Below are 18,844 nucleotides of genomic sequence, written 5' to 3'. Positions count from 1 at the left end.
TTAAAAAACCATAACATTAAGACTCAGGGTAACGTTTTTCAATCGCTTTTAGCGAACGTAAAAACAACCCTATACCCCCCACACAAAGTACCAATATAACGATTAAATCAAATGCACTCATGTAAGAAAATCTAAAATTAATCGAGCTTATCACGCCAAAAATCAATGCCACTAACGAGCCAAATGTCAGTAACCACCCAAGTATGTTTCTGCCATTATAAAACATCAGTCCAACACCAAACATAAAGGGTATCATCACCATTCCACTGGTAAGCCCAAAGCCGCCCAGCTGATATAAATGGCTGCTAAAGCCAAATGAGCTTGTCACTTTAATGGCATTTAATAGCATATAAAAGCCACCGCACATCATCACTAGCCCAATAAAGAACTGACCCATTCCACCTGACGTTCCACCAGCACCTTTCATCAATATCCCTTGAAAACCATTATTTTAAGTCAATATATTGATGTTACTGAACCGTACAATTAATAGCAATCATCTCTGCAGTACAATCATGTTCGTGATATTAGGTTTTAGTTTCAAAGTTAACAATCAATATCATCTTGTTCTGTATCCTACATTCAACATGTCGTTGAACACGAGTTAAACAGAGAAACTTTGATATTCAATAAAACTAGCGCCACTCCACAAAATTCCCCTTATCAACTTGTTTAAGCCTAAGCCTCGCGCTGGTAAGTGATATCTGAGATAATATCGGGCTATTTTATCGATATTCTTTTTTATTAGGTAACACCGTTATGACAACCCAATTTGCTTGTTCAGGTATAGAGCTTGAGCTTTTTCGTTATCCAAGCCAACAAGCATCAAACTTACAAGCATGGGATGCCGCTGATGAACACCTAGTAAAGTACTTAATCGACACCGAAATAACAGCAACCACAACCGCCATTCTTAATGACAACTTTGGGGCACTCACGTGTGCATTAACCATGCAACATCCACACAGTGAATTGCTTGTCGAAACGGATGCTAAAACCAGCTTATTAGGTTATCAGCAAAATTTATTACACAACAAACTCGCACCAACCAACATACATTGGCTAAATAGCCGCGAAACGCTGCCACAAAATATTCAATTAGTGCTGATGAAGTTACCAAAAAATCTACACTATTTTGGCCAGCAGCTTGCGCGTTTATCAACGGTGCTTCCTGCGGGAACCCAAATACTGATAGGTGCTAAAGCCAAGTCAATCAATCCAGCATTATTGGCCAGTATTGAAAAAAATCTAGGTCCCGCATCCGCCAGTTTAGCGTGGAAAAAAACACGGGTAATTAGCTGTATTAGCGATGGTAAAAAACGGCCATTAGCAAAAGCCGTGAATTGGAATGTCGATGAGCTAAAACTCACTATCAGTAACCTTGCGAATGTATTTGCTGCCAATAAGCTCGATATTGGCGCAAGGATTATGCTCGACAACATGCCCAAAGGTGAATTCAACCACATTATAGACTTAGGCTGTGGTAACGGTATTTTAGGATTACACGCCAAGCAATGTTATCCCAATGCGCAAATCCACTTTGTGGATGATTCTGATATGGCCATCGCCTCGGCAAAGCATAATTGGCAAGCGAACGCGCTAGATACTCCATCTCAAGATCTTCAATCCCAAGATCCTCAAACAGAACAAACGCCACAAGCTTTTTTCCATTGGGACGATTGCCTGAGTAATTTACCAGCTGATGTTGAACCAGATTTAGTGATATGTAACCCTCCGTTTCATCAAGGTGAAGCCATTACCGACCATATCGCTTGGCAAATGTTTGTTGATGCACATAAGCGCCTAAAAAAAGGCGGTTTATTACATATCGTTGGTAATCGACATTTAGCCTACCACGTTAAAATAAACCGTATTTTTAAAAACTGCACCACTGTTGCCTCTAATGGTAAGTTTGTCATTTTACAAGCGATAAAATAATGCCATGAATGAGGCACCAAGGTCATGTTCCCCTAAATTGCCCTGCATGGCCCTGCATATAAAACTAAACCAATATTGATAGTAACGAGCGAGGGCCGACACAATTTATGTGCAGCCCTTCACTCGTATGTATTTGCAACTCGCTACACCTTGTTTATCTCGAACACTCACATTAACGGACACCAATAACCACTGAACATTCATCAGTGTAAACGGCGATACAGATCTGGTTTGTTGTGACTAAAAGCAAATCGCTTTTAGATGTGTATATCCCTTGAATAAATAACTATATGCCGCATTGATTTGAGCACTCGTTGGCAATAACGAGGCATCAATAGCCTCTATGATAAATGAACACAATGATAAATAGACACAATGATAAATAGACACAATGACCTTATGACGAACGCCAATCTGTGCCTTAACAATCCACATCAGGCATTACCAAGAAAACATAATTGGTTAACACGAAAGCATAAAATACGCCTCTAATAACATTACCAAACTGGGTATAAATGGCGTTAACAATAGAACTCAATCATATTTCCCTAGGCAGAATAGCCGCTGCAATAAACAATCAAGCTAATTTTCTGCAATAATATTAAAGTTAATAGTGGTTTTTTATGTTTTTTGAAAGACCAATTTAACAGCCTCTTTTCTTTGTAAGTTGACCATGAAGATCAGCGGCCCCTAAACAAGTTGCTTTAATTGGTCGCCATTTATGTGGAATGTTGCAACTCCATTAGCGCAAGAAACAAGTCACGTAACAAAATAGCTAAAGTGGCCGCTGAAAATGCGACACATCATTGCATTGGGGATAGGATTATTGATGGCGTTAACTAAATTGCTTGTTATCTCAAGCTGGCAGTTGAAATCATGAAGTCATCGTTACCGATATTATGGTCAACATCCCTCATAACATTACTCATAAAAAACCATAAAAAACGCGCTAACACTTAAGTGTCGGCACGTTAATTTTATAGCAATGAGCTAATCCGCTTTAAAAGCAATTAACCTTTTGTTTTTACTAAACTCTCAATTGAATACAAGTCGCGATTAGCACTATTTTTGCGGCGTACTTCTTCTAATGCCTGCTGTTCTAATTTATCAAACAATACATTGATTAAGCGATTAAAATGCTTATGCATTGCTAAACGAGCCTCAGCGGCATCGTGCAGTGATAATGCCTGATAAATTGCGGTATGCTCTGCTAAGGTTTTATTATTATCTGTGCTACAAACAATATTATAATCTTCAATGATTTCATTACTTGATGAACGCAGTGCCCACATGTTTTCAAACAAATTTATCAACGCGCCGTTACGAGTAGAATATGCGATGATCTGATGAAACAGCTCGTCTGCCTCTTCGACATTTTGCATATCTTTCATCATTACTAATGTGTCATGGAGTTTTTCAAGTTCTTCTGCAGTAATGGTTTTTGCTGCTAAAGCAGCTATTTCACCTTCAACTAAAGCACGTGCTTGGGTTAATTCAAATGCGTTAACATTATTCACCGCTACCGGTTTTTGCTGATGGTCAACCACGTACACGCCAGAACCCGTTTTTACTTCCACTTTTTCACGCACTTCTAGTGCAATAATAGCTTCACGAATGGTTGGCCTGCTTACTTCAAACTTTTCAGCAAGCTCACGCTCTGGGGGTAAACGACTGCCTACCGGATACTCGCCACTGGCGATAGCGGCTTCAATCGTATCGACTATTCGCCAAAATAAACGACGGTTTTTCATATACCTTCCTTCGAAAAGTAAAACCAATTTACTGGTTAATGCTGACATATTATCGGTTAATACCTTAGCAGCAAACAACTAAATTACATGTTATGTTAATCTCAATATAGAAATAATAGCACATTGTCATACCTTTAAAAATATTGGTAATAGACTAAAAATGTAAAATCATAGTAATTGGTAAAACAATTTATTGACATAATCTTAATGATTGGTTAGTTTCTATTCAAGCACAAATAATCCATTAACAGAATAATTTAAACTTTGTGTGTGTACGTAAAGAAAAGGAAATCAACTAATCTGGGGAGGTTAACGTGAAATTTATTAAGACAAGCAATACTTTGAGATTAACAGGACTAAAGTCGCAATCAAGATCAGCAATTTACGACGCGGCACTAATATCTCTATTAAGCAATCATGAACGTGCAACAGAGACAAACGAGTCAATACAAAAACAGCACGTCACAGTCTCTTAAATGCTAGGTAATTGGACTAGGCTACGCTTAATTACGGTTACGCTTACTTAGCAATACCGTGAGAGTGACACCCAGCCAAATAACTTACCATTTCCAGACAGCTCTTATCACGATGCGCATGACAGTGGACGACCTCAATTTGTTGGCTAACGTTACAGTGGCAGATTATTGGTCACGATGTTTCAAAGCCCTGAACATGTTGGGTAAACTCAAAATAATTCCCAATAAAAATAACACCACAGTTGCTGATTATTCACGTTATGGCGCTAACGAATTCTAAGGTGAAAAAGTAATTTTGAGCCTTTCCCCCTTGATAACTACTTAATGTAGCCATGGGGATATCATTTTAACAGTATTAAACGAGAGACTAGATGAATCATTCAAATAACAATACGTCATCGTCAAGGCATTGGTTATTCACGCAGTTGTTAGTCTTATTAATGCTTTGCATCCCATCAATCTATGTGCAGGCAAAAAATCGCTTAGTGACTACCCAGGCTGAGTACAAAAAAGCACTAAAGCTGGTTGAGCCTGGCGATAAAATCATTTTAAAAAATGGTACATGGCAAAATTTTGAAGTGTTGTTTATGGCGACAGGCACCGCCAATGCGCCTATTGAATTAACTGCCGAAACTAAAGGTAAAGTGATCCTGTCTGGCCAATCGAACCTTAAACTGGCTGGTGAATATTTACAGGTATCGGGGCTAGTATTTAAAAATGGCTCTACGCCAAGTAATGAAGTTATTGCTTTTCGTAAGAATAAAAATCAGTTAGCCAATCATTCACGAGTAACCGAAGTGGTTATCGATAACTACAGCAATCTAGATCGCCAAGAGTCTGATTATTGGGTCAGCTTATATGGACAAAATAACCGACTTGATCACAATCACTTTGTTGGTAAACGCAATGTAGGCGTAACTGTTGCTGTGCGTTTAGACAGTAAAAGCAGCCAGCAAAACCATCACCGAATTGATCATAACTATTTTGGTCCTCGCCCAATCTTAGGCTCTAATGGTGGCGAAACCCTCAGAATTGGCACCAGCCATTACTCGCTAACGGATTCTTTTACCGTGGTTGAAAATAATTATTTTGATCGCTGCGATGGCGAAGTCGAAATTATTTCAGTCAAATCGGGTAAAAACCGTATTCAAAATAACGTATTTTATGAATCAAGAGGCACATTAACCTTAAGGCACGGTAACGGTAATATTATCGATAGTAATGTGTTTTTGGGTAATGGCGTTGAACATACTGGCGGGATCCGCGTGATTAACCGCGATCAAACCATTACTAACAACTATCTAGAAGGCTTAACCGGCAATCGATTTGGCAGTGGTTTTACTATTATGAATGGCGTGCCAAATTCATCAATTAATCGCTATCATCAGGTGGTTAACGCCAATGTTAATAACAACAGCTTTATTAATCTTGACCATATTGAGCTGGCCGCGGGCAGTGACAGCGAACGTTCAGCAGTGCCACTAGACAGTAAATTAAACCACAATCTGTTTATTAGCCCAACCGCGCCATTTACTTTATACGATGATATTAGCGGACTTAGCTTTAACGACAACCTGAGTAATTTTGCGACCAAAACGTTAAGCCCATTCATGGCTAAAGGTATTCGTTCACAAGATATCACCATGAAACGCGCTGCTAATGGCTTGTTATACCCAAGTGATGAAAATTTTGCAGCATATGGTGCCAGTAAAAAACTGACCCCTACATTAAAGCAAGATACCGGCACACCTTGGTATCCAAAAGCAGAGCCTACTGTCGCATTTCAATCTGGCAACACCATCAAGGTTAGCGCCAGTGACGATGAATTAGCAAGCGCAGTTGAACGAGCTCAACCAGGCGATATTTTATTACTCAGTGATGGCAAATATAACATCAGCAGAATACTGGCGATCAACAAAACGTTAAGCTTTAAAGCCGCTAATGCTCACCAAGCAATAATCAACTTTGAACGCCCTAGTCTATTTGAAATTCAAGACAACGGTAGTTTGCAACTCGATGGTTTAGTCATTACGGGTTTAAATAGCCCTGACGCTGCCGGTAATAGCGTGGTAAGAACCCGCAAATGGGGCATGTTAACGAATTATCGTTTTGAAATGACAAACAGCATTGTTGAGCAACTCAATGTGAATCATTCATTTCACTTTTTCGATTCGGGCAGTCGCGCCTTTGCAGATAGTATTAATGTCAGCAATAGCCAGTTCCGCCATATTAGCGGGGATTTATTTCGCCTCGACAAAGAAACCGACGACCTAGGAATTTATAACACCGAATACCTCATATTGGACAATAACCAGTTTGACGATCTTGAAGGTGCTATTGCCTCGGTATACCGCGGTGGAACGGATGAGAGTACCTTTGGTCCCCATGTATCGGTAACCAACAATGTGTTCACTAAAGTCGGTCAAGGTAAGCGCAATAAAACAGGCGCGTCACTGAAGTTACATGGGGTTCAAATGAGCCAAATAGAGCACAATAAATTTAACGACAGTGCCGCTATTATTGTTGTTCACACCGTCGGTGAACCACAAACCCGCATTACGCATAATCAGTTTACTAATACAGCTAGCCCACAAGTAACGGAGTTAGTTGCAATAGGTAAACACACTGCAGATATCAACAATAATAAAGTGCAAAAATTATGAATAACTTCAATATAGCCGCAGGCGTAAGCCCGATGACGCGTGTCATTAAGCAAGTAGGAAAAATAGCGCTATTGGCGTCAATGACGTGCGCTATTTCATTACCCGTTATGGCTGCGCAACATCCAAACTTGGTCATAAACCAGCAAGATGTGGCCGCAATGAAACAGGCCATCACTCTACCTGGGACATTTCAAAATGCTTTCAATGCCACACAGAATAGTGTCGATAAAGGACTGGTTCAGCCAATTGAAGTACCAGTACCCAAAGATGCCGGTGGTGGTTATACCCACGAAAAACACAAAAGTAATTACCAACAAATGTATGACACGGGCATTATTTATCAGCTGACTGGTGATAAAAAATATGCCACATACGTTAAAGACATGCTGTTGCAATATGCCACACTTTACCCAACGCTACCTTTGCACCCTATGCGTAAAAGTAACAATGAAGGTAAACTTTTCTGGCAAGGACTCAATGAAGCAGTTTGGTTGGTACACACCATTCAGGCGTACGACTTTATCTATGATGCGTTAACACCTGCAGAACGTAATACCATCGAAACGGGTGCAATAATACCCGCTGCACTCTTTTTGTCAGAACAATCGCCGCACACCTTTAATAAAGTTCATAACCACGGCACTTGGGCCACTGCTGCGGTTGGCATGAGCGGATATGTACTCGATAAGCCACTTTGGGTTGAACGTGCTTTATACGACTTAAATCTCGCCAAAAAAGGCGGTTTTATGCGTCAGTTGGACGAATTGTTTTCACCAGACGGTTATTACAATGAAGGGCCATATTATCAACGTTATGCATTAATGCCATTTGTGACGTTTGCTAAAGCTATTGAGCAAAACGAACCGCAGCGTAAGATTTTTCAATACCGTGACGGTATTTTACTTAAAGCCATTACCAGCACAGTTGAACTCAGTTATAACCAGCTGTTTTTTCCCCTTAACGATGCGATTAAAAGCAAAGGCATCGACACTATTGAACTCGTCAACGGCGTCGCCATTGCTTATGGTCTCAACGGCGATCCACGTTTATTAGATATTGCACAGCAACAACACAATATTTTATTAACGGGTGATGGGCTTAAAGTTGCACAAGGGTTAGACAATAAACTACAACAGCCCTTTCCATTCGTTTCGACATTATTCCGTGATGGCCAACAAGGTGATGACGGTGCATTAGTGGTTATGCGTCAAGGTAAAGCAACCGACCAAGCCATTGTATTTAAAGCGACTGCGCAAGGTTTAGGTCATGGCCATTTTGATAAGTTAACCTGGCAGTTTTACGATGCTGGTAATGAAATCGTATCCGATTATGGCGCTGCACGTTTTCTAAATGTTGAGGCAAAATTTGGTGGCCGTTATTTACCTGAAAATGAATCATGGGCTAAACAAACCATTGCCCATAACACTTTAATTGTTGACGAGAAAAGTCATTTTAATGGCAAACTTAAAGCGGCTAACAAAAATAACCCTACATTACACTTCTACTCAGCAAAGCAAGACCTCACCATCGCGTCGGCTTCTATCGATACCGCTTATGATGATGTCGCATTTAAGCGCACTCTCGCCTTAGTCAACATCAAGCAACGTGATGCGGTAATTGGCATCGATATAATGCGTGTTACAGCTAACAAGCCACATCAATACGACTTACCCGTGCATTATCAAGGGCAATTAATCGATACCAACTTTGACAGACAGGCATCCTTGACTCAATTGTCTGCTTTGGGTACCGAAAATGGTTATCAACATCTATGGTTGTTAGCAACTGCTAACCTAGCCAAAGACAAAGCCGCTAATAAACTGGCTAAAGTCACTTGGTTAAATGATAACGGCCATTTTTATACCCTTAGCACGTTAGTTAATACTAACTTTAACAACGCCACTGACGAGCAAATGTTATTCACCCAATTGGGTGCCAACGATCCGGATATGAACTTACGCCAACAGCAGTCGTTCATTCACCGAGTGAATGCTACTAATCATACTTATGTCAGCGTGATGGAGCCACACGGCGAGTACAACCCATCAAAAGAATACACCTTAGAAGCCACCAGCAGTATTGCTGAGCTGATTCATCATCAACAAGCTGATCTAGAAGCGGTGCAAATACGCTTTACCGATGGACAACAATATCTATTAGCAATCAACCACGCAGATATCGCTGTGACTCAAGAAACTCAAAGTGTCATTAGCGTCAATGGGGTGCAATACCCATTTAGCGGACGCGCCGAATTATTAGACATTAAAGAATTCAAGTAACACAAAATTAAAATAAAAAGGAATAAACACCATGCAGCAAAGTGAACATTTTTCATTTGGGGAACAAACAGAAATCGAAGATATTGGCGGAGGTTTAAAGCGCCAAATGCTTGGATTTAATCATGAACTCATGGCAGTAAAGATTTGGTTTGATAAGGGAGCAGAAGGCTATGTGCATGCTCATCGCCATTCACAAGTATCTTATGTGGTAGAAGGTGAGTTTCATGTCAATGTCGATGGCGTGATTAAGGTGCTAACGGCTGGAGACAGCTTCTTTGTGCCACCTCATGTAGACCATGGTGCAGTTTGCCCAACTGGTGGCATTTTAATTGATACCTTTAGCCCGGCTAGAGAAGATTTTGTTGAGGGTTTAGCATGAAAAAAGTTCCCCTTAAATTGAAGCACCTACGTTGGCTTGTTGTCAGCTTAGTGGCACTCGCTACCGTCATTAACTACATCGACCGATCTGCCCTTGCCATTATGTGGCCAGGCATTGCAGAAGATTTAGGTTTAGATAAAAGTGATTATGCCAACATTATTACCGTGTTCATGATCTCATACGCAATTGGTCAGTCTCTATTTGGTAAGATATTTGATGCTATTGGTACACGCCTAGGTTTTTTATTATCCATTGTAGTGTGGTCGGTCTCAATCGCCCTCCATGCTGTTGCAGCAAGCGTTACCTCATTTGCTATTTTTAGAGCCATGCTCGGGCTAGGTGAAGCGGGTAACTGGCCTGGCGCAACCAAAGCGAATGCTGAATGGTTTCCGATTAAAGAACGCGCTCTAGCACAAGGCATCTTCAATGCTGGTGCGTCTTTAGGCTCGATTATCGCCCCACCATTAATTGCTTTTTTGTATGCCTTTTTAGGATGGCAGGCAACCTTTATCGTCATTGGTAGTTTGGGTATTCTTTGGATTTTACCTTGGTTGATTGTTTATAAATCATCACCAGACTCACATCCATGGATCACTGAAGAAGAACGCCAACATATCTTAACCGGACAACGATGCACTTCAGAAAAACAACAGGACAAAGAATACGTGCCCACTATGGGACAGTTATTACGCCACCGCCAAACTTGGGGAGTGATTGCAGCACGTTTCTTTATCGACCCTATCTGGTGGTTATTTGTTGCTTGGCTACCATTGTATTTAAACGAAAAATTTGGCTTTGATGTTAAACAAATTGGCGCATTTGCTTGGTTACCTTATGTCGGAGCTGCCATCGGAGCATTATTTGGTGGCTGGTTTAGTGGCCACTTGATGAGCCGAGGCTGGTCGGTGAATAAAGCCCGTCGTAGTGCAATTGTCTTAGGTTGTATGGTTATGCTGCCAGCACTGTTACTGACATCTCTTGCTGCAACGCCTTGGATGGCAATGGGCCTTATAGCACTTATCTTATTTGGTTTTCAAACCGCTATTGGCAACGTTCAAACATTACCAAGTGATTACTTCTCCGGTAAAACTGTCGGAACCTTAGCTGGTATTAGTGGTACATCGGCAGTATTAAGTGTAATTATCACCATCCAATTAGTGCCAATGATGACCAAAGGCGGTGACTATACGCCATTCTTTATTTTAGGTGCGGCGTTAGTTCCACTAGCATTAATTTCGTTGTGGTTAGGCGGAAAAATTGAACCGGTAAAAAGGAAGGCATAACCGTGAAGAGTCTGTATTTATTTGGTGAGTGTATGGTCGAATTACAGCGTGTAACGGCCACCAGTTTACAGCAATCTTTTGCTGGTGACGTGTATAACACTGGGGTTTACCTTAAACGCACCTTTAGCGATATTAGCACCCACCTAGTCACAGCTATTGGCCAAGATAGTTTTAGCCAGGCCATGTTGCAACGCTTTGACGATGAAAAAATTAATACTGATATGGTCTTTCAAAGCACCGACAAAATTGCCGGCCTGTATGCAATACAAACCGACAGTAAAGGCGAGCGCAGCTTTACATACTGGCGCAACGATTCAGCCGCCAAGCAAATCATGCAATTTATTGATGATGCAGCCATCAGTAAAATATCTCAGGCAGATATGGTGTTTTTTTCGGGCATTTCTTTAGCGGTTATTAATGAAGAAGATCGCGACGCATTTTGGTTACTGATTAAACAATGTAAGCAAGCAGGTGTCAGTATTGTATTTGACCCTAACTACCGCGCAAGAATGTGGCACAGTCCAGACCAAACAAAGGCGCAGTTTGATATTGCGTTTAGTGTGGCCGATGTCGTACTGCCAGGTGTTGATGACTTTAATCAACTTTACGGTATTAACTCCGTTGAAGACATTATTGCGTTCTGCCAGCCTTACGACATTAACGAGCTGGTGATAAAAAATGGTGAAAACGGCATTAACTATGTGATTAATGGCCAGCAACAGCATTTCTCAATCACACCAGTAACGAATGTTGTCGACACCACATCAGCGGGTGACTCATTTAACGGGGTGTATTTAGGCGCACGCTTAACTGGCGCAGATATCAGCACAGCGATAAAATTAGCCTCCCAAGCAGCAGGATTTGTGATCCAACATAAAGGCGCCATTGCACCTAAAATTGAGTTTCATCAATTTATTGAACGTCAAAAATTAATCATGCAATAACAGCTAAAGAGTCATCTTTTGTCGCTTTTAAAAAGGCTTGATAACACTGAGTTATCAAGCCTTTTTATTTGCTAAGAAAAAGTAATATATCGCCTTTTGAGCCATTCGTGTTTTAGCTTCAAACCAAGTAATATTACTGAATCATTTCGATAATTTACCCCATTAAAGCAATAAGAAGACATTGAACATGGACTATTTAGCCATCAATAAACACGCATGGAACCAGCGAACCCAAATCCACCTCGACTCAACATTTTACGACTTAGAGGCATTTATCCAAGGTAAGTCATCATTAAACCCCATTGAACTTGAACAAGTCGGTGATGTACACCACAAAAGCCTGTTGCACCTACAATGTCACTTTGGACAAGATAGCTTATCGTGGGCAAGGCTAGGCGCCAATGTCACTGGCGTAGATTTATCAAGCGAATCGATTGCAACTGCAAAAAAGCTGGCTGCTCAATTACACTTACCAGCAACATTCATCAACAATGACATCTATCAATTTGGTGATCACAATACAGAGCAATATGACATCGTATTCACCTCTTATGGGGTGTTAGCTTGGTTACCCGATTTAACTCGCTGGGCGCAAACCATTGCTGGCGCATTACGTCCAGGCGGTGAATTTCATTTGGTTGAGTTCCACCCTTTTAATGATGTGTTGTGTGGTTATGGCTACTTTCCACAGTCGCAACCGGATATCGAAGATGAAGTCACTTACACCGAAAACCACAATGACCAAATTGAAACGGTAGTCACTTGGCCACATCCGATAAGCGAAGTCATTAGCGCACTCATTAGTGCAGGACTCTGTATCGAAGCGTTTAACGAGCACCCTTACAGTCCCTACAACTGCGTCGAAGGTTTGGAGTTTGTGGTAGGCAAAGGTTACCAGCTGAAACATCAAGACCACCTCATCCCACTTATTTACTCTATTAAAGCAAGCAAAGTGGGATAAGTACTAGCCTGAAGCCTGTTTACAGCGGGCTCAAATATCGGATTTAGTGGATGACTGTTGATGTGTTGAAGGCGGTGCAAATAATATCCGTAAACGTTGTGTTAGCGATAATTGCGCTTGGGTAACATCACCCCACATGTCGCGCCATTCACTAAACGTTACCACTAACGGATTAAAACTGTTTACCGGTTTGGTAATACCGTACACCACAGTTTCATTTTCAGGCTCAAACGTACCAAACATTTTGTCCCATATAATCAGCACACCGGCATAATTTTTGTCGATATATTGTGGGTTGCGCCCATGATGAACACGATGATGGGACGGTGTATTGAAAATCAATTCTAACGGTCCTAACGATTTAATCGCTTGGGTGTGAACAAAGAACTGCAATCCAAGGTTGAGCAACACCGCAAACACCACCCAGTTAGGATCAAAGCCAATCACCACCAGCGGTAACCAAAACAACCACATGCCTGCCAACGGGTACATTAAGCTTTGTCTAAAGGCGGTGCTGAAGTTCATGTTTTCTGAGCTGTGATGCACCACATGTGCAGCCCACATCCAACGGATACGATGGCTAGCGCGATGAAACCAGTAATAACAAAAATCTTGCGCAATGAGCAATAAACCAAAAGTGAATAATGTCATTTCGATATCAAATAAGCGCCAGCCAAAAAAGTGTAAGTAGATCGTTGCAATCAATAAGCCCGCGATAATATCCGCCACTTGATGCATTCCAGCCAATACAAAATTACACAACACTTCGGCAGGGCGATATTGGGCATTACTCGGCAATCGCTGGGCACGAACACCAAACCACCACTCCAATAAAATGCAGCCAAAAAAAATCGGCGCTAACACCAGTAATAACCACTCTGGGTGAGCTATCAGTAAATCCATGTCCATATGTTATCCATTTCTATTTATTATTATGTTAACAACGTTTGTAATAACGCTTCGCTACTTCGCATTCCTAATCAAATAGCTCTTCCGGCACAACCCATTTTAGTAAACCGCTTTAATACTCCGTTTTTAATAGGCCGTTTTTAATAGGCCATTTTTAATAGGCCGTTTTTAATAAGCCATAGACTAAAAAGGTCACTAATCTAGTCGACACCGTTAATCGTCATCACCATTTGGCAAAATGATCTTCTGTTAATCCTAGCTGGTTAGTTAACTTATATTGATTACCATTGTTGTCGCAAATCACTCCGCTAAAGTAGCCAATGTATTGTCTAAAGTTGTTTTTTAACCAGATTAAATTGAGCTTTTCGCTGCGTTGATTTAACGGCCTAAAATGCAAATCGACATTGCCATCATTAGTGGTGATATGCCACACATCTTGTTGTGAGTGTCGATTAAAATCAAACTGTGCCCCGCCCAGTATATGGCGTTGGCCATTTATCCACATCACATTTTCTGTTTGACCCGTTTCATTAACGCCAGCGGCTAAATTCAACCCAATAATCCCGGCGTCAGTTTTGGCATTCATTGAAGCCCAGCGCCAACTGGTTTCGCGGCGCATAAACCCAGCCGAAAAGTCATAACCTGCAAGCGCATATTGTAAAGGCTGCGGTTCATGATGAATAGTTAATTGCCCTGTTACGGCTAAGCCATTGTGCTTTTGAGTATAGGTCCAACCGTTATAACCCGTAGGGGTACACAAGCTGATGGGTAAACTCAACGGCGCAGGTTGAATACGTAAATTGGCTTGTATGTCTGCAAGGTTAATCTCGACTTGCCATTGTCCGTCGACAATATTGATAACAATACCTTTGTGTTTACGGCCAATTTCGGCGCGCCCACGCTTAGGTGAGTAACTTAGCTGGCAGCCAAACCCGAATGGCGTTAGCCATTGCGTTTGGGTCAGCTTGTTAGTTTTAATGTCATAAAGGTAGCAAAAACCATTGGCGACATAACGAATATCGGCAATCGCCAGGGCGATAATATAATGAGGAGTAATAATACTAACGAATTGGAATTGTTTAAAATCAAAGTGCTTAGCCATTGCCGATGCAGGCTTGTCCATTACCGTCGAATAAGCAAACTGATTAACATTGAGTGAATCAACAATCCCATCAAATATGCCAAACACAGGCTGGCCGTTGACATTAATCAATTTATCAGGAGCAAATTGCGGCTGTTTATGTTGCATTACATTACCTACATCATGTTGTTTATCAAACTTAAGTTACATATCACTAACCTGAATTGATCAGTCATTAATGTCAATAACCAAGTATATGGTTGCCGTATAATCCCATTAAAATGACGTTAAAATGACGTTAAAACCAGATATTAATAAGTGATGACGCCTGCATAACTTGTAATGGGCATCACTCTAGTTCTCTTTATAACAACATAACCTTAGCGATACTGGAAACCCAGACAAATTCTGGTATCATTTATATACCTTTTACTGGTTATTGTTGTCTCATGAAGTTATTGATCCCTATTTTACTGTCTACATTATTGTTGTCGGCTTGCGCAAGTTATGAACCGACTCATGTTGGTCTTAATCCCACGCTGGGTCCGATTCAGTTACAAACTGAAGTCGATTTCCCTGTACTGGTCGACACCATCGATACTCGCGAAGCAAGCTTTGTGGTGCGCTTTAATGAAGAAGGCAAATCACCAAGATTAGTCAGCGCCAGTGAGCCCATCCGTCAACAGTTGGATACACTGTTCCGTAATGGCATGAACAAAGCCGGTTATGTTATTGACCCTGCCGCACGCAATTCAGTGCAGTTTCAGCTAAATTACTTGTTAGCTGACGTCACGGATACCACGTTCAGTTACGAATCAAAAACACGTTTAGTTATCAATGTATTGGCTAAAAACTCACAACAAGAGTTCACCAAATCCTATAACGCTAATGGCTATTTAAAAGGCCCGTTAAGCCCAGATTTTGCCACTCTTGAATTAGATATCACCAAACTCGTTGATAAGCTCACCACTGAAATTCTTAACGATGAAGAGTTACACCAATTTATTCAACGTTAATCCAACCCGCTTTATCAGGTATTGGCATCGAGAGATGCCAATAAAAAAGGACGTCACATTATGTTGAAATGGTTATCCACTTGCCTACTGTTATTGACCAGCTTAAGTTCCAACGCTGCAGTCGACATTCAAAAAGACACTTTATATCCGCAAGTAGAGTTGGACACCTCTATGGGGAAAATAGTGGTTGAGTTAGATCGCACTCGTGCACCGCTTACCGTAGATAACTTTTTAACCTATGTGGTTAAAGGCGAATATGACAATACTATTTTTCATCGTGTGATTGCCGAATTTGTGGTGCAAGGTGGCGGGTTAACCACTAAATTAGAAGAATGCCCTTCGCTAGAGCCGGTTGTAAATGAGTCCGGTAATGGTTTATCAAACTCCCTTGGCACAATTGCCATGGCTCGAGATAACGATCCTCATTCAGCAACACGTCAGTTTTACTTCAACCTAGGTGACAATAAAAAATTAGACCCTTCTAAACGTCGTTGGGGCTATACCGTTTTTGGTGAAGTGACTCAGGGGATGGATATATTAGAAGCCATTTCATTGGTACCAACTGAACATAACACCACCCTAAATTGGCCCGATTTTCCGGTTAATACTGTCATGTTGAAAAAAGCGACTCTACTGCCTCGCTAATATCCCACTAATCGCCTATACCTACCGATGGTCATGTTAATGCATGCCATCGGCATTTATGTTGTCTCCAACAATGTCATATTGGCCAGTCTTATCTCAGTCAGTCTTATCTCGGTCAATATTATCTCAACCAGTCTTATCTCGGTCAATATTATCTCAACCAGTTTTAGCTCGATTAATTGGTCCAAACTTGCTCAATATTGTGACGTCATGAATTGTTACCCTATACATTTTTACTAGCTGATAAATCAACTAAATAGCACTATTGAATGACTGAATCGACACTTTTTTAAGCTTTTGACTATCGACAGCTAAATTAACGTCTATACTCTATTTGACCCATTCACCTAGTTAGCTGCGCAATTGTTCGCAACCGCATTTCGAATATTCAAGGACGCAATTATGATGACGGCTAATGATTTTATTGAAACCAAAGCACCACAACTTGCCTATTTTGGTAAAGCCTTTTTAAATAATCAATTAGATTACAAAGAGATACAGATCTATATGTGGGATGTGCTGGAAGAGTGGCAATTTATATCAAATAATCCCATCCAATTAGCCGAACAACCTAGCGATACCGAGAAAGTGTTTTGGCACTTATTGTATTGCTTCGATCATTGGTCTGGTTGGGCAATTAAAGGCAATCAATACTTACGCCAGCAAGTTCATGAATGTTGCGACTACATTAATATTGGCGGCAATGTGCCACAAAGTTGTATTGGTATCAGACCTTAAGGCGATTATCTTAAATCTGCTCTGAATGCTAATTTAACCTCAAACTGACTGAATAATCTTTTAGAATGGCTTGAACCTAAACCCCTTGCAACATAAGCTAGAGCCATTCTCCTTTATCCAGTTGTCTTATGTCGGTTTTCTTGTCTCGTACCCGTGAAGCGTTATCGGTTTACTACCACAAACGAGTATTTATTTTACTCTTGCTGGGGTTTTCTGCCGGCTTACCATTAATGTTAGTCTTTTCGACCTTAAGTTTTTGGTTACGTGAAGCTGGCATCGACCGAGCGGCGATTGGTTATTTTAGCTGGATAGCACTAACGTATGCATTTAAATGGGCGTGGTCGCCATTAGTCGATCGTATGTCATTGCCCTTTTTTACCCGTTTTTTAGGACGACGACGCGGATGGATGCTGTTCGCACAACTGTGCTTAGTCGGCGCCATACTCGGTATGTCTGTTAGCGATCCAGTGGTCAATCTTGAACGTTTAGCCTTATGCGCCCTACTTTTGGCATTTGCCTCCGCCACCCAAGACATAGTCATTGATGCTTTTCGGATTGAATCCGCCCCTGAAAAAATGCAAGCAGCGCTTGCTGCAGCGTACCAAGTCGGTTATCGCAGTGCGATGATCATTGCCACAGCCGGTGCATTAACCATTGCAGCTTGGGTTTCTCCTGGCGATGATGCTTACAACTTAGAAGCTTGGCAAACAGCTTACTTTGCCATGGCGATGTTAATGGGCATTGGTATCATTACCACGTTATGTGCCAAAGAACCGCAGGTAGATACCAAACAGGCTGACGATAAAGAACGCCTATTAAGAGCCGAGTTTGCTGCCAAATACCCTGCTAAAGTCGCTGGGGCATTAGCCTGGTTATACAGCGCAAGCGTATTGCCTTTTATTGACTTTTTTAAGCGTTATGGCAAAAGTGCGATTCTGATTTTGTTGTTAATCTCGTGCTATCGCATTTCCGATATTGTCATGGGTATTATGGCAAATGTGTTTTATGTTGATATCGGGTTTAGCAAAGAAGAAATCGCTTTTATCAGTAAAGTCTATGGTTTGATCATGACCTTAGTCGGCGCCGCTTTTGGTGGTGTGTTGCTTATGCGTTATGGCACCATGAAAATTCTATTCTTGGGTGCCTTATTAGTCGCGGTCACTAATCTGTTGTTTGCTTGGCAGGCGTATATTGGTTATAACGTACCGTTTTTAACCTTGGCCATATCGGTAGATAATTTTAGTGCTGGTATCGCAACCGCAGCGTTTATCGCTTATTTGTCCAGCTTAACCAGTAGTGGATATAGTGCGACACAATATGCGTTATTGTCTTCGATAATGTTACTATTTCCTAAATTTATCGCAGGATTTTCGGGCTTGTATGTTGATGCTTTTGGTTACATCAATTTCTTTATTGCAGCGAGTTTGATTGGCTTTCCGGTGTTGCTATTAGTGGTGTTGGTGAATCGATCGCAAAACCAAAATTTAAAATAAAAGTGAGGTAATAGAAAAATTACTGATGTGGCAAAATCATCTTTTTAGCTAACCTAACTTGATTAAAATTAGCATAGCGACACCAACACAACCTTGTAATACTTTATCTGATGGCATTTTTAAATCACAGTTTTTATTAATCAAAAAGTGTTTCATCACAAAGCCGAAATGATAAACAGACTTGACAGTACTCTCTTCAAATCGGTCTTATCACTAAGCCTCACCCAACTGGCTGAAATGAAAAATATGTTTACCTTAAGACTATTTGTTGTATGGTAATATTCAGCA

Annotated in this window: 15 protein-coding genes; 11 read left to right on the top strand and 4 right to left on the bottom strand. The window is 41.0% G+C overall.

Annotated elements, in window-relative coordinates:
- Positions 1 to 16 precede the first annotated feature (16 nt).
- Complete coding sequence (locus HNW13_RS00795) at positions 17 to 427, bottom strand: hypothetical protein (protein ID WP_101088737.1); 411 nt, start codon at positions 425 to 427, stop codon at positions 17 to 19.
- Positions 428 to 759: 332 nt separating this feature from the next.
- On the opposite strand from HNW13_RS00795, the gene HNW13_RS00790 reads away from it, so the two are divergent.
- Entirely contained in the window at positions 760 to 1,938 is a 1,179-nt protein-coding gene (locus HNW13_RS00790) for a methyltransferase (protein ID WP_192114341.1), read from the top strand.
- A gap of 1,010 nt (positions 1,939 to 2,948) precedes the next feature.
- Here HNW13_RS00790 and HNW13_RS00785 read toward each other — a convergent pair.
- On the bottom strand, positions 2,949 to 3,689 hold the full coding sequence (locus HNW13_RS00785; protein WP_101088735.1) for a FadR/GntR family transcriptional regulator: 741 nt from the start codon (positions 3,687 to 3,689) through the stop codon (positions 2,949 to 2,951).
- An 847-nt stretch (positions 3,690 to 4,536) separates the two neighbouring features.
- Between HNW13_RS00785 and HNW13_RS00780 the strand changes: the two genes are divergently transcribed.
- From HNW13_RS00780 to HNW13_RS00755, 6 genes are all read left to right on the top strand, one after another.
- Positions 4,537 to 6,828 (top strand): polysaccharide lyase 6 family protein, encoded by a 2,292-nt coding sequence (locus HNW13_RS00780; RefSeq protein WP_192114340.1) that lies wholly within the window; start codon positions 4,537 to 4,539, stop codon positions 6,826 to 6,828.
- A gap of 32 nt (positions 6,829 to 6,860) precedes the next feature.
- Entirely contained in the window at positions 6,861 to 9,107 is a 2,247-nt protein-coding gene (locus tag HNW13_RS00775; RefSeq protein WP_243756199.1) for a heparinase II/III family protein, read from the top strand.
- 31 nt (positions 9,108 to 9,138) lie between these two features.
- A complete protein-coding gene (locus HNW13_RS00770; protein WP_162023764.1) occupies positions 9,139 to 9,486 on the top strand; it encodes a cupin domain-containing protein in 348 nt (115 codons plus the stop codon).
- The gene (locus tag HNW13_RS00765; protein ID WP_101088732.1) at positions 9,483 to 10,769 is read left to right on the top strand and encodes an MFS transporter; all 1,287 of its coding nucleotides are present in this window, start codon (positions 9,483 to 9,485) and stop codon (positions 10,767 to 10,769) included. Before HNW13_RS00770 ends, HNW13_RS00765 begins: the two co-directional genes overlap by 4 nt.
- Before the next feature lie 2 nt (positions 10,770 to 10,771).
- Positions 10,772 to 11,713 (top strand): sugar kinase, encoded by a 942-nt coding sequence (locus tag HNW13_RS00760; RefSeq protein WP_192114338.1) that lies wholly within the window; start codon positions 10,772 to 10,774, stop codon positions 11,711 to 11,713.
- Positions 11,714 to 11,900: 187 nt separating this feature from the next.
- Entirely contained in the window at positions 11,901 to 12,674 is a 774-nt protein-coding gene (locus tag HNW13_RS00755; RefSeq protein WP_192114337.1) for a class I SAM-dependent methyltransferase, read from the top strand.
- A 30-nt stretch (positions 12,675 to 12,704) separates the two neighbouring features.
- On the opposite strand, the gene HNW13_RS00750 is transcribed toward HNW13_RS00755, so the two are convergent.
- Positions 12,705 to 13,583 (bottom strand): sterol desaturase family protein, encoded by an 879-nt coding sequence (locus HNW13_RS00750; RefSeq protein ID WP_101088729.1) that lies wholly within the window; start codon positions 13,581 to 13,583, stop codon positions 12,705 to 12,707.
- A 223-nt stretch (positions 13,584 to 13,806) separates the two neighbouring features.
- Positions 13,807 to 14,832 (bottom strand): DUF2804 domain-containing protein, encoded by a 1,026-nt coding sequence (locus HNW13_RS00745; RefSeq protein ID WP_192114336.1) that lies wholly within the window; start codon positions 14,830 to 14,832, stop codon positions 13,807 to 13,809.
- Positions 14,833 to 15,113: 281 nt separating this feature from the next.
- Between HNW13_RS00745 and HNW13_RS00740 the strand changes: the two genes are divergently transcribed.
- The 4 genes from HNW13_RS00740 to HNW13_RS00725 all read left to right on the top strand — a co-directional run bounded on the left by HNW13_RS00740 (position 15,114) and on the right by HNW13_RS00725 (position 18,556).
- Complete coding sequence (locus tag HNW13_RS00740) at positions 15,114 to 15,680, top strand: YajG family lipoprotein (protein ID WP_011638554.1); 567 nt, start codon at positions 15,114 to 15,116, stop codon at positions 15,678 to 15,680.
- A 60-nt stretch (positions 15,681 to 15,740) separates the two neighbouring features.
- Positions 15,741 to 16,325: a peptidylprolyl isomerase gene (locus tag HNW13_RS00735; RefSeq protein ID WP_192114335.1), complete on the top strand. Its 585-nt coding sequence runs from the start codon at positions 15,741 to 15,743 to the stop codon at positions 16,323 to 16,325.
- Positions 16,326 to 16,730: 405 nt separating this feature from the next.
- A complete protein-coding gene (locus tag HNW13_RS00730; protein WP_162024390.1) occupies positions 16,731 to 17,063 on the top strand; it encodes a hypothetical protein in 333 nt (110 codons plus the stop codon).
- Between the two features lie 128 nt (positions 17,064 to 17,191).
- Entirely contained in the window at positions 17,192 to 18,556 is a 1,365-nt protein-coding gene (locus HNW13_RS00725; RefSeq protein WP_101088725.1) for an MFS transporter, read from the top strand.
- Positions 18,557 to 18,844: the final 288 nt, after the last annotated feature.

This window comes from Shewanella sp. BF02_Schw, from assembly GCF_014596695.2.
Lineage (GTDB): Bacteria > Pseudomonadota > Gammaproteobacteria > Enterobacterales > Shewanellaceae > Shewanella.
This window is presented reverse-complemented; position numbering and strand designations above follow the sequence as displayed.

What these genes read in the sequence shown, in the direction of transcription:
- HNW13_RS00795 (WP_101088737.1), bottom strand. Translation starts at nt 427, where the DNA reads ATGAAAGGTGCTGGTGGAACGTCAGGTGGAATGGGTCAGTTCTTTATT.
- HNW13_RS00790 (WP_192114341.1), top strand. Translation starts at nt 760, where the DNA reads ATGACAACCCAATTTGCTTGTTCAGGTATAGAGCTTGAGCTTTTTCGT.
- HNW13_RS00785 (WP_101088735.1), bottom strand. Translation starts at nt 3,689, where the DNA reads ATGAAAAACCGTCGTTTATTTTGGCGAATAGTCGATACGATTGAAGCC.
- HNW13_RS00780 (WP_192114340.1), top strand. Translation starts at nt 4,537, where the DNA reads ATGAATCATTCAAATAACAATACGTCATCGTCAAGGCATTGGTTATTC.
- HNW13_RS00775 (WP_243756199.1), top strand. Translation starts at nt 6,861, where the DNA reads ATGACGCGTGTCATTAAGCAAGTAGGAAAAATAGCGCTATTGGCGTCA.
- HNW13_RS00770 (WP_162023764.1), top strand. Translation starts at nt 9,139, where the DNA reads ATGCAGCAAAGTGAACATTTTTCATTTGGGGAACAAACAGAAATCGAA.
- HNW13_RS00765 (WP_101088732.1), top strand. Translation starts at nt 9,483, where the DNA reads ATGAAAAAAGTTCCCCTTAAATTGAAGCACCTACGTTGGCTTGTTGTC.
- HNW13_RS00755 (WP_192114337.1), top strand. Translation starts at nt 11,901, where the DNA reads ATGGACTATTTAGCCATCAATAAACACGCATGGAACCAGCGAACCCAA.
- HNW13_RS00750 (WP_101088729.1), bottom strand. Translation starts at nt 13,583, where the DNA reads ATGGACATGGATTTACTGATAGCTCACCCAGAGTGGTTATTACTGGTG.
- HNW13_RS00745 (WP_192114336.1), bottom strand. Translation starts at nt 14,832, where the DNA reads ATGCAACATAAACAGCCGCAATTTGCTCCTGATAAATTGATTAATGTC.
- HNW13_RS00740 (WP_011638554.1), top strand. Translation starts at nt 15,114, where the DNA reads ATGAAGTTATTGATCCCTATTTTACTGTCTACATTATTGTTGTCGGCT.
- HNW13_RS00735 (WP_192114335.1), top strand. Translation starts at nt 15,741, where the DNA reads ATGTTGAAATGGTTATCCACTTGCCTACTGTTATTGACCAGCTTAAGT.
- HNW13_RS00730 (WP_162024390.1), top strand. Translation starts at nt 16,731, where the DNA reads ATGACGGCTAATGATTTTATTGAAACCAAAGCACCACAACTTGCCTAT.
- HNW13_RS00725 (WP_101088725.1), top strand. Translation starts at nt 17,192, where the DNA reads ATGTCGGTTTTCTTGTCTCGTACCCGTGAAGCGTTATCGGTTTACTAC.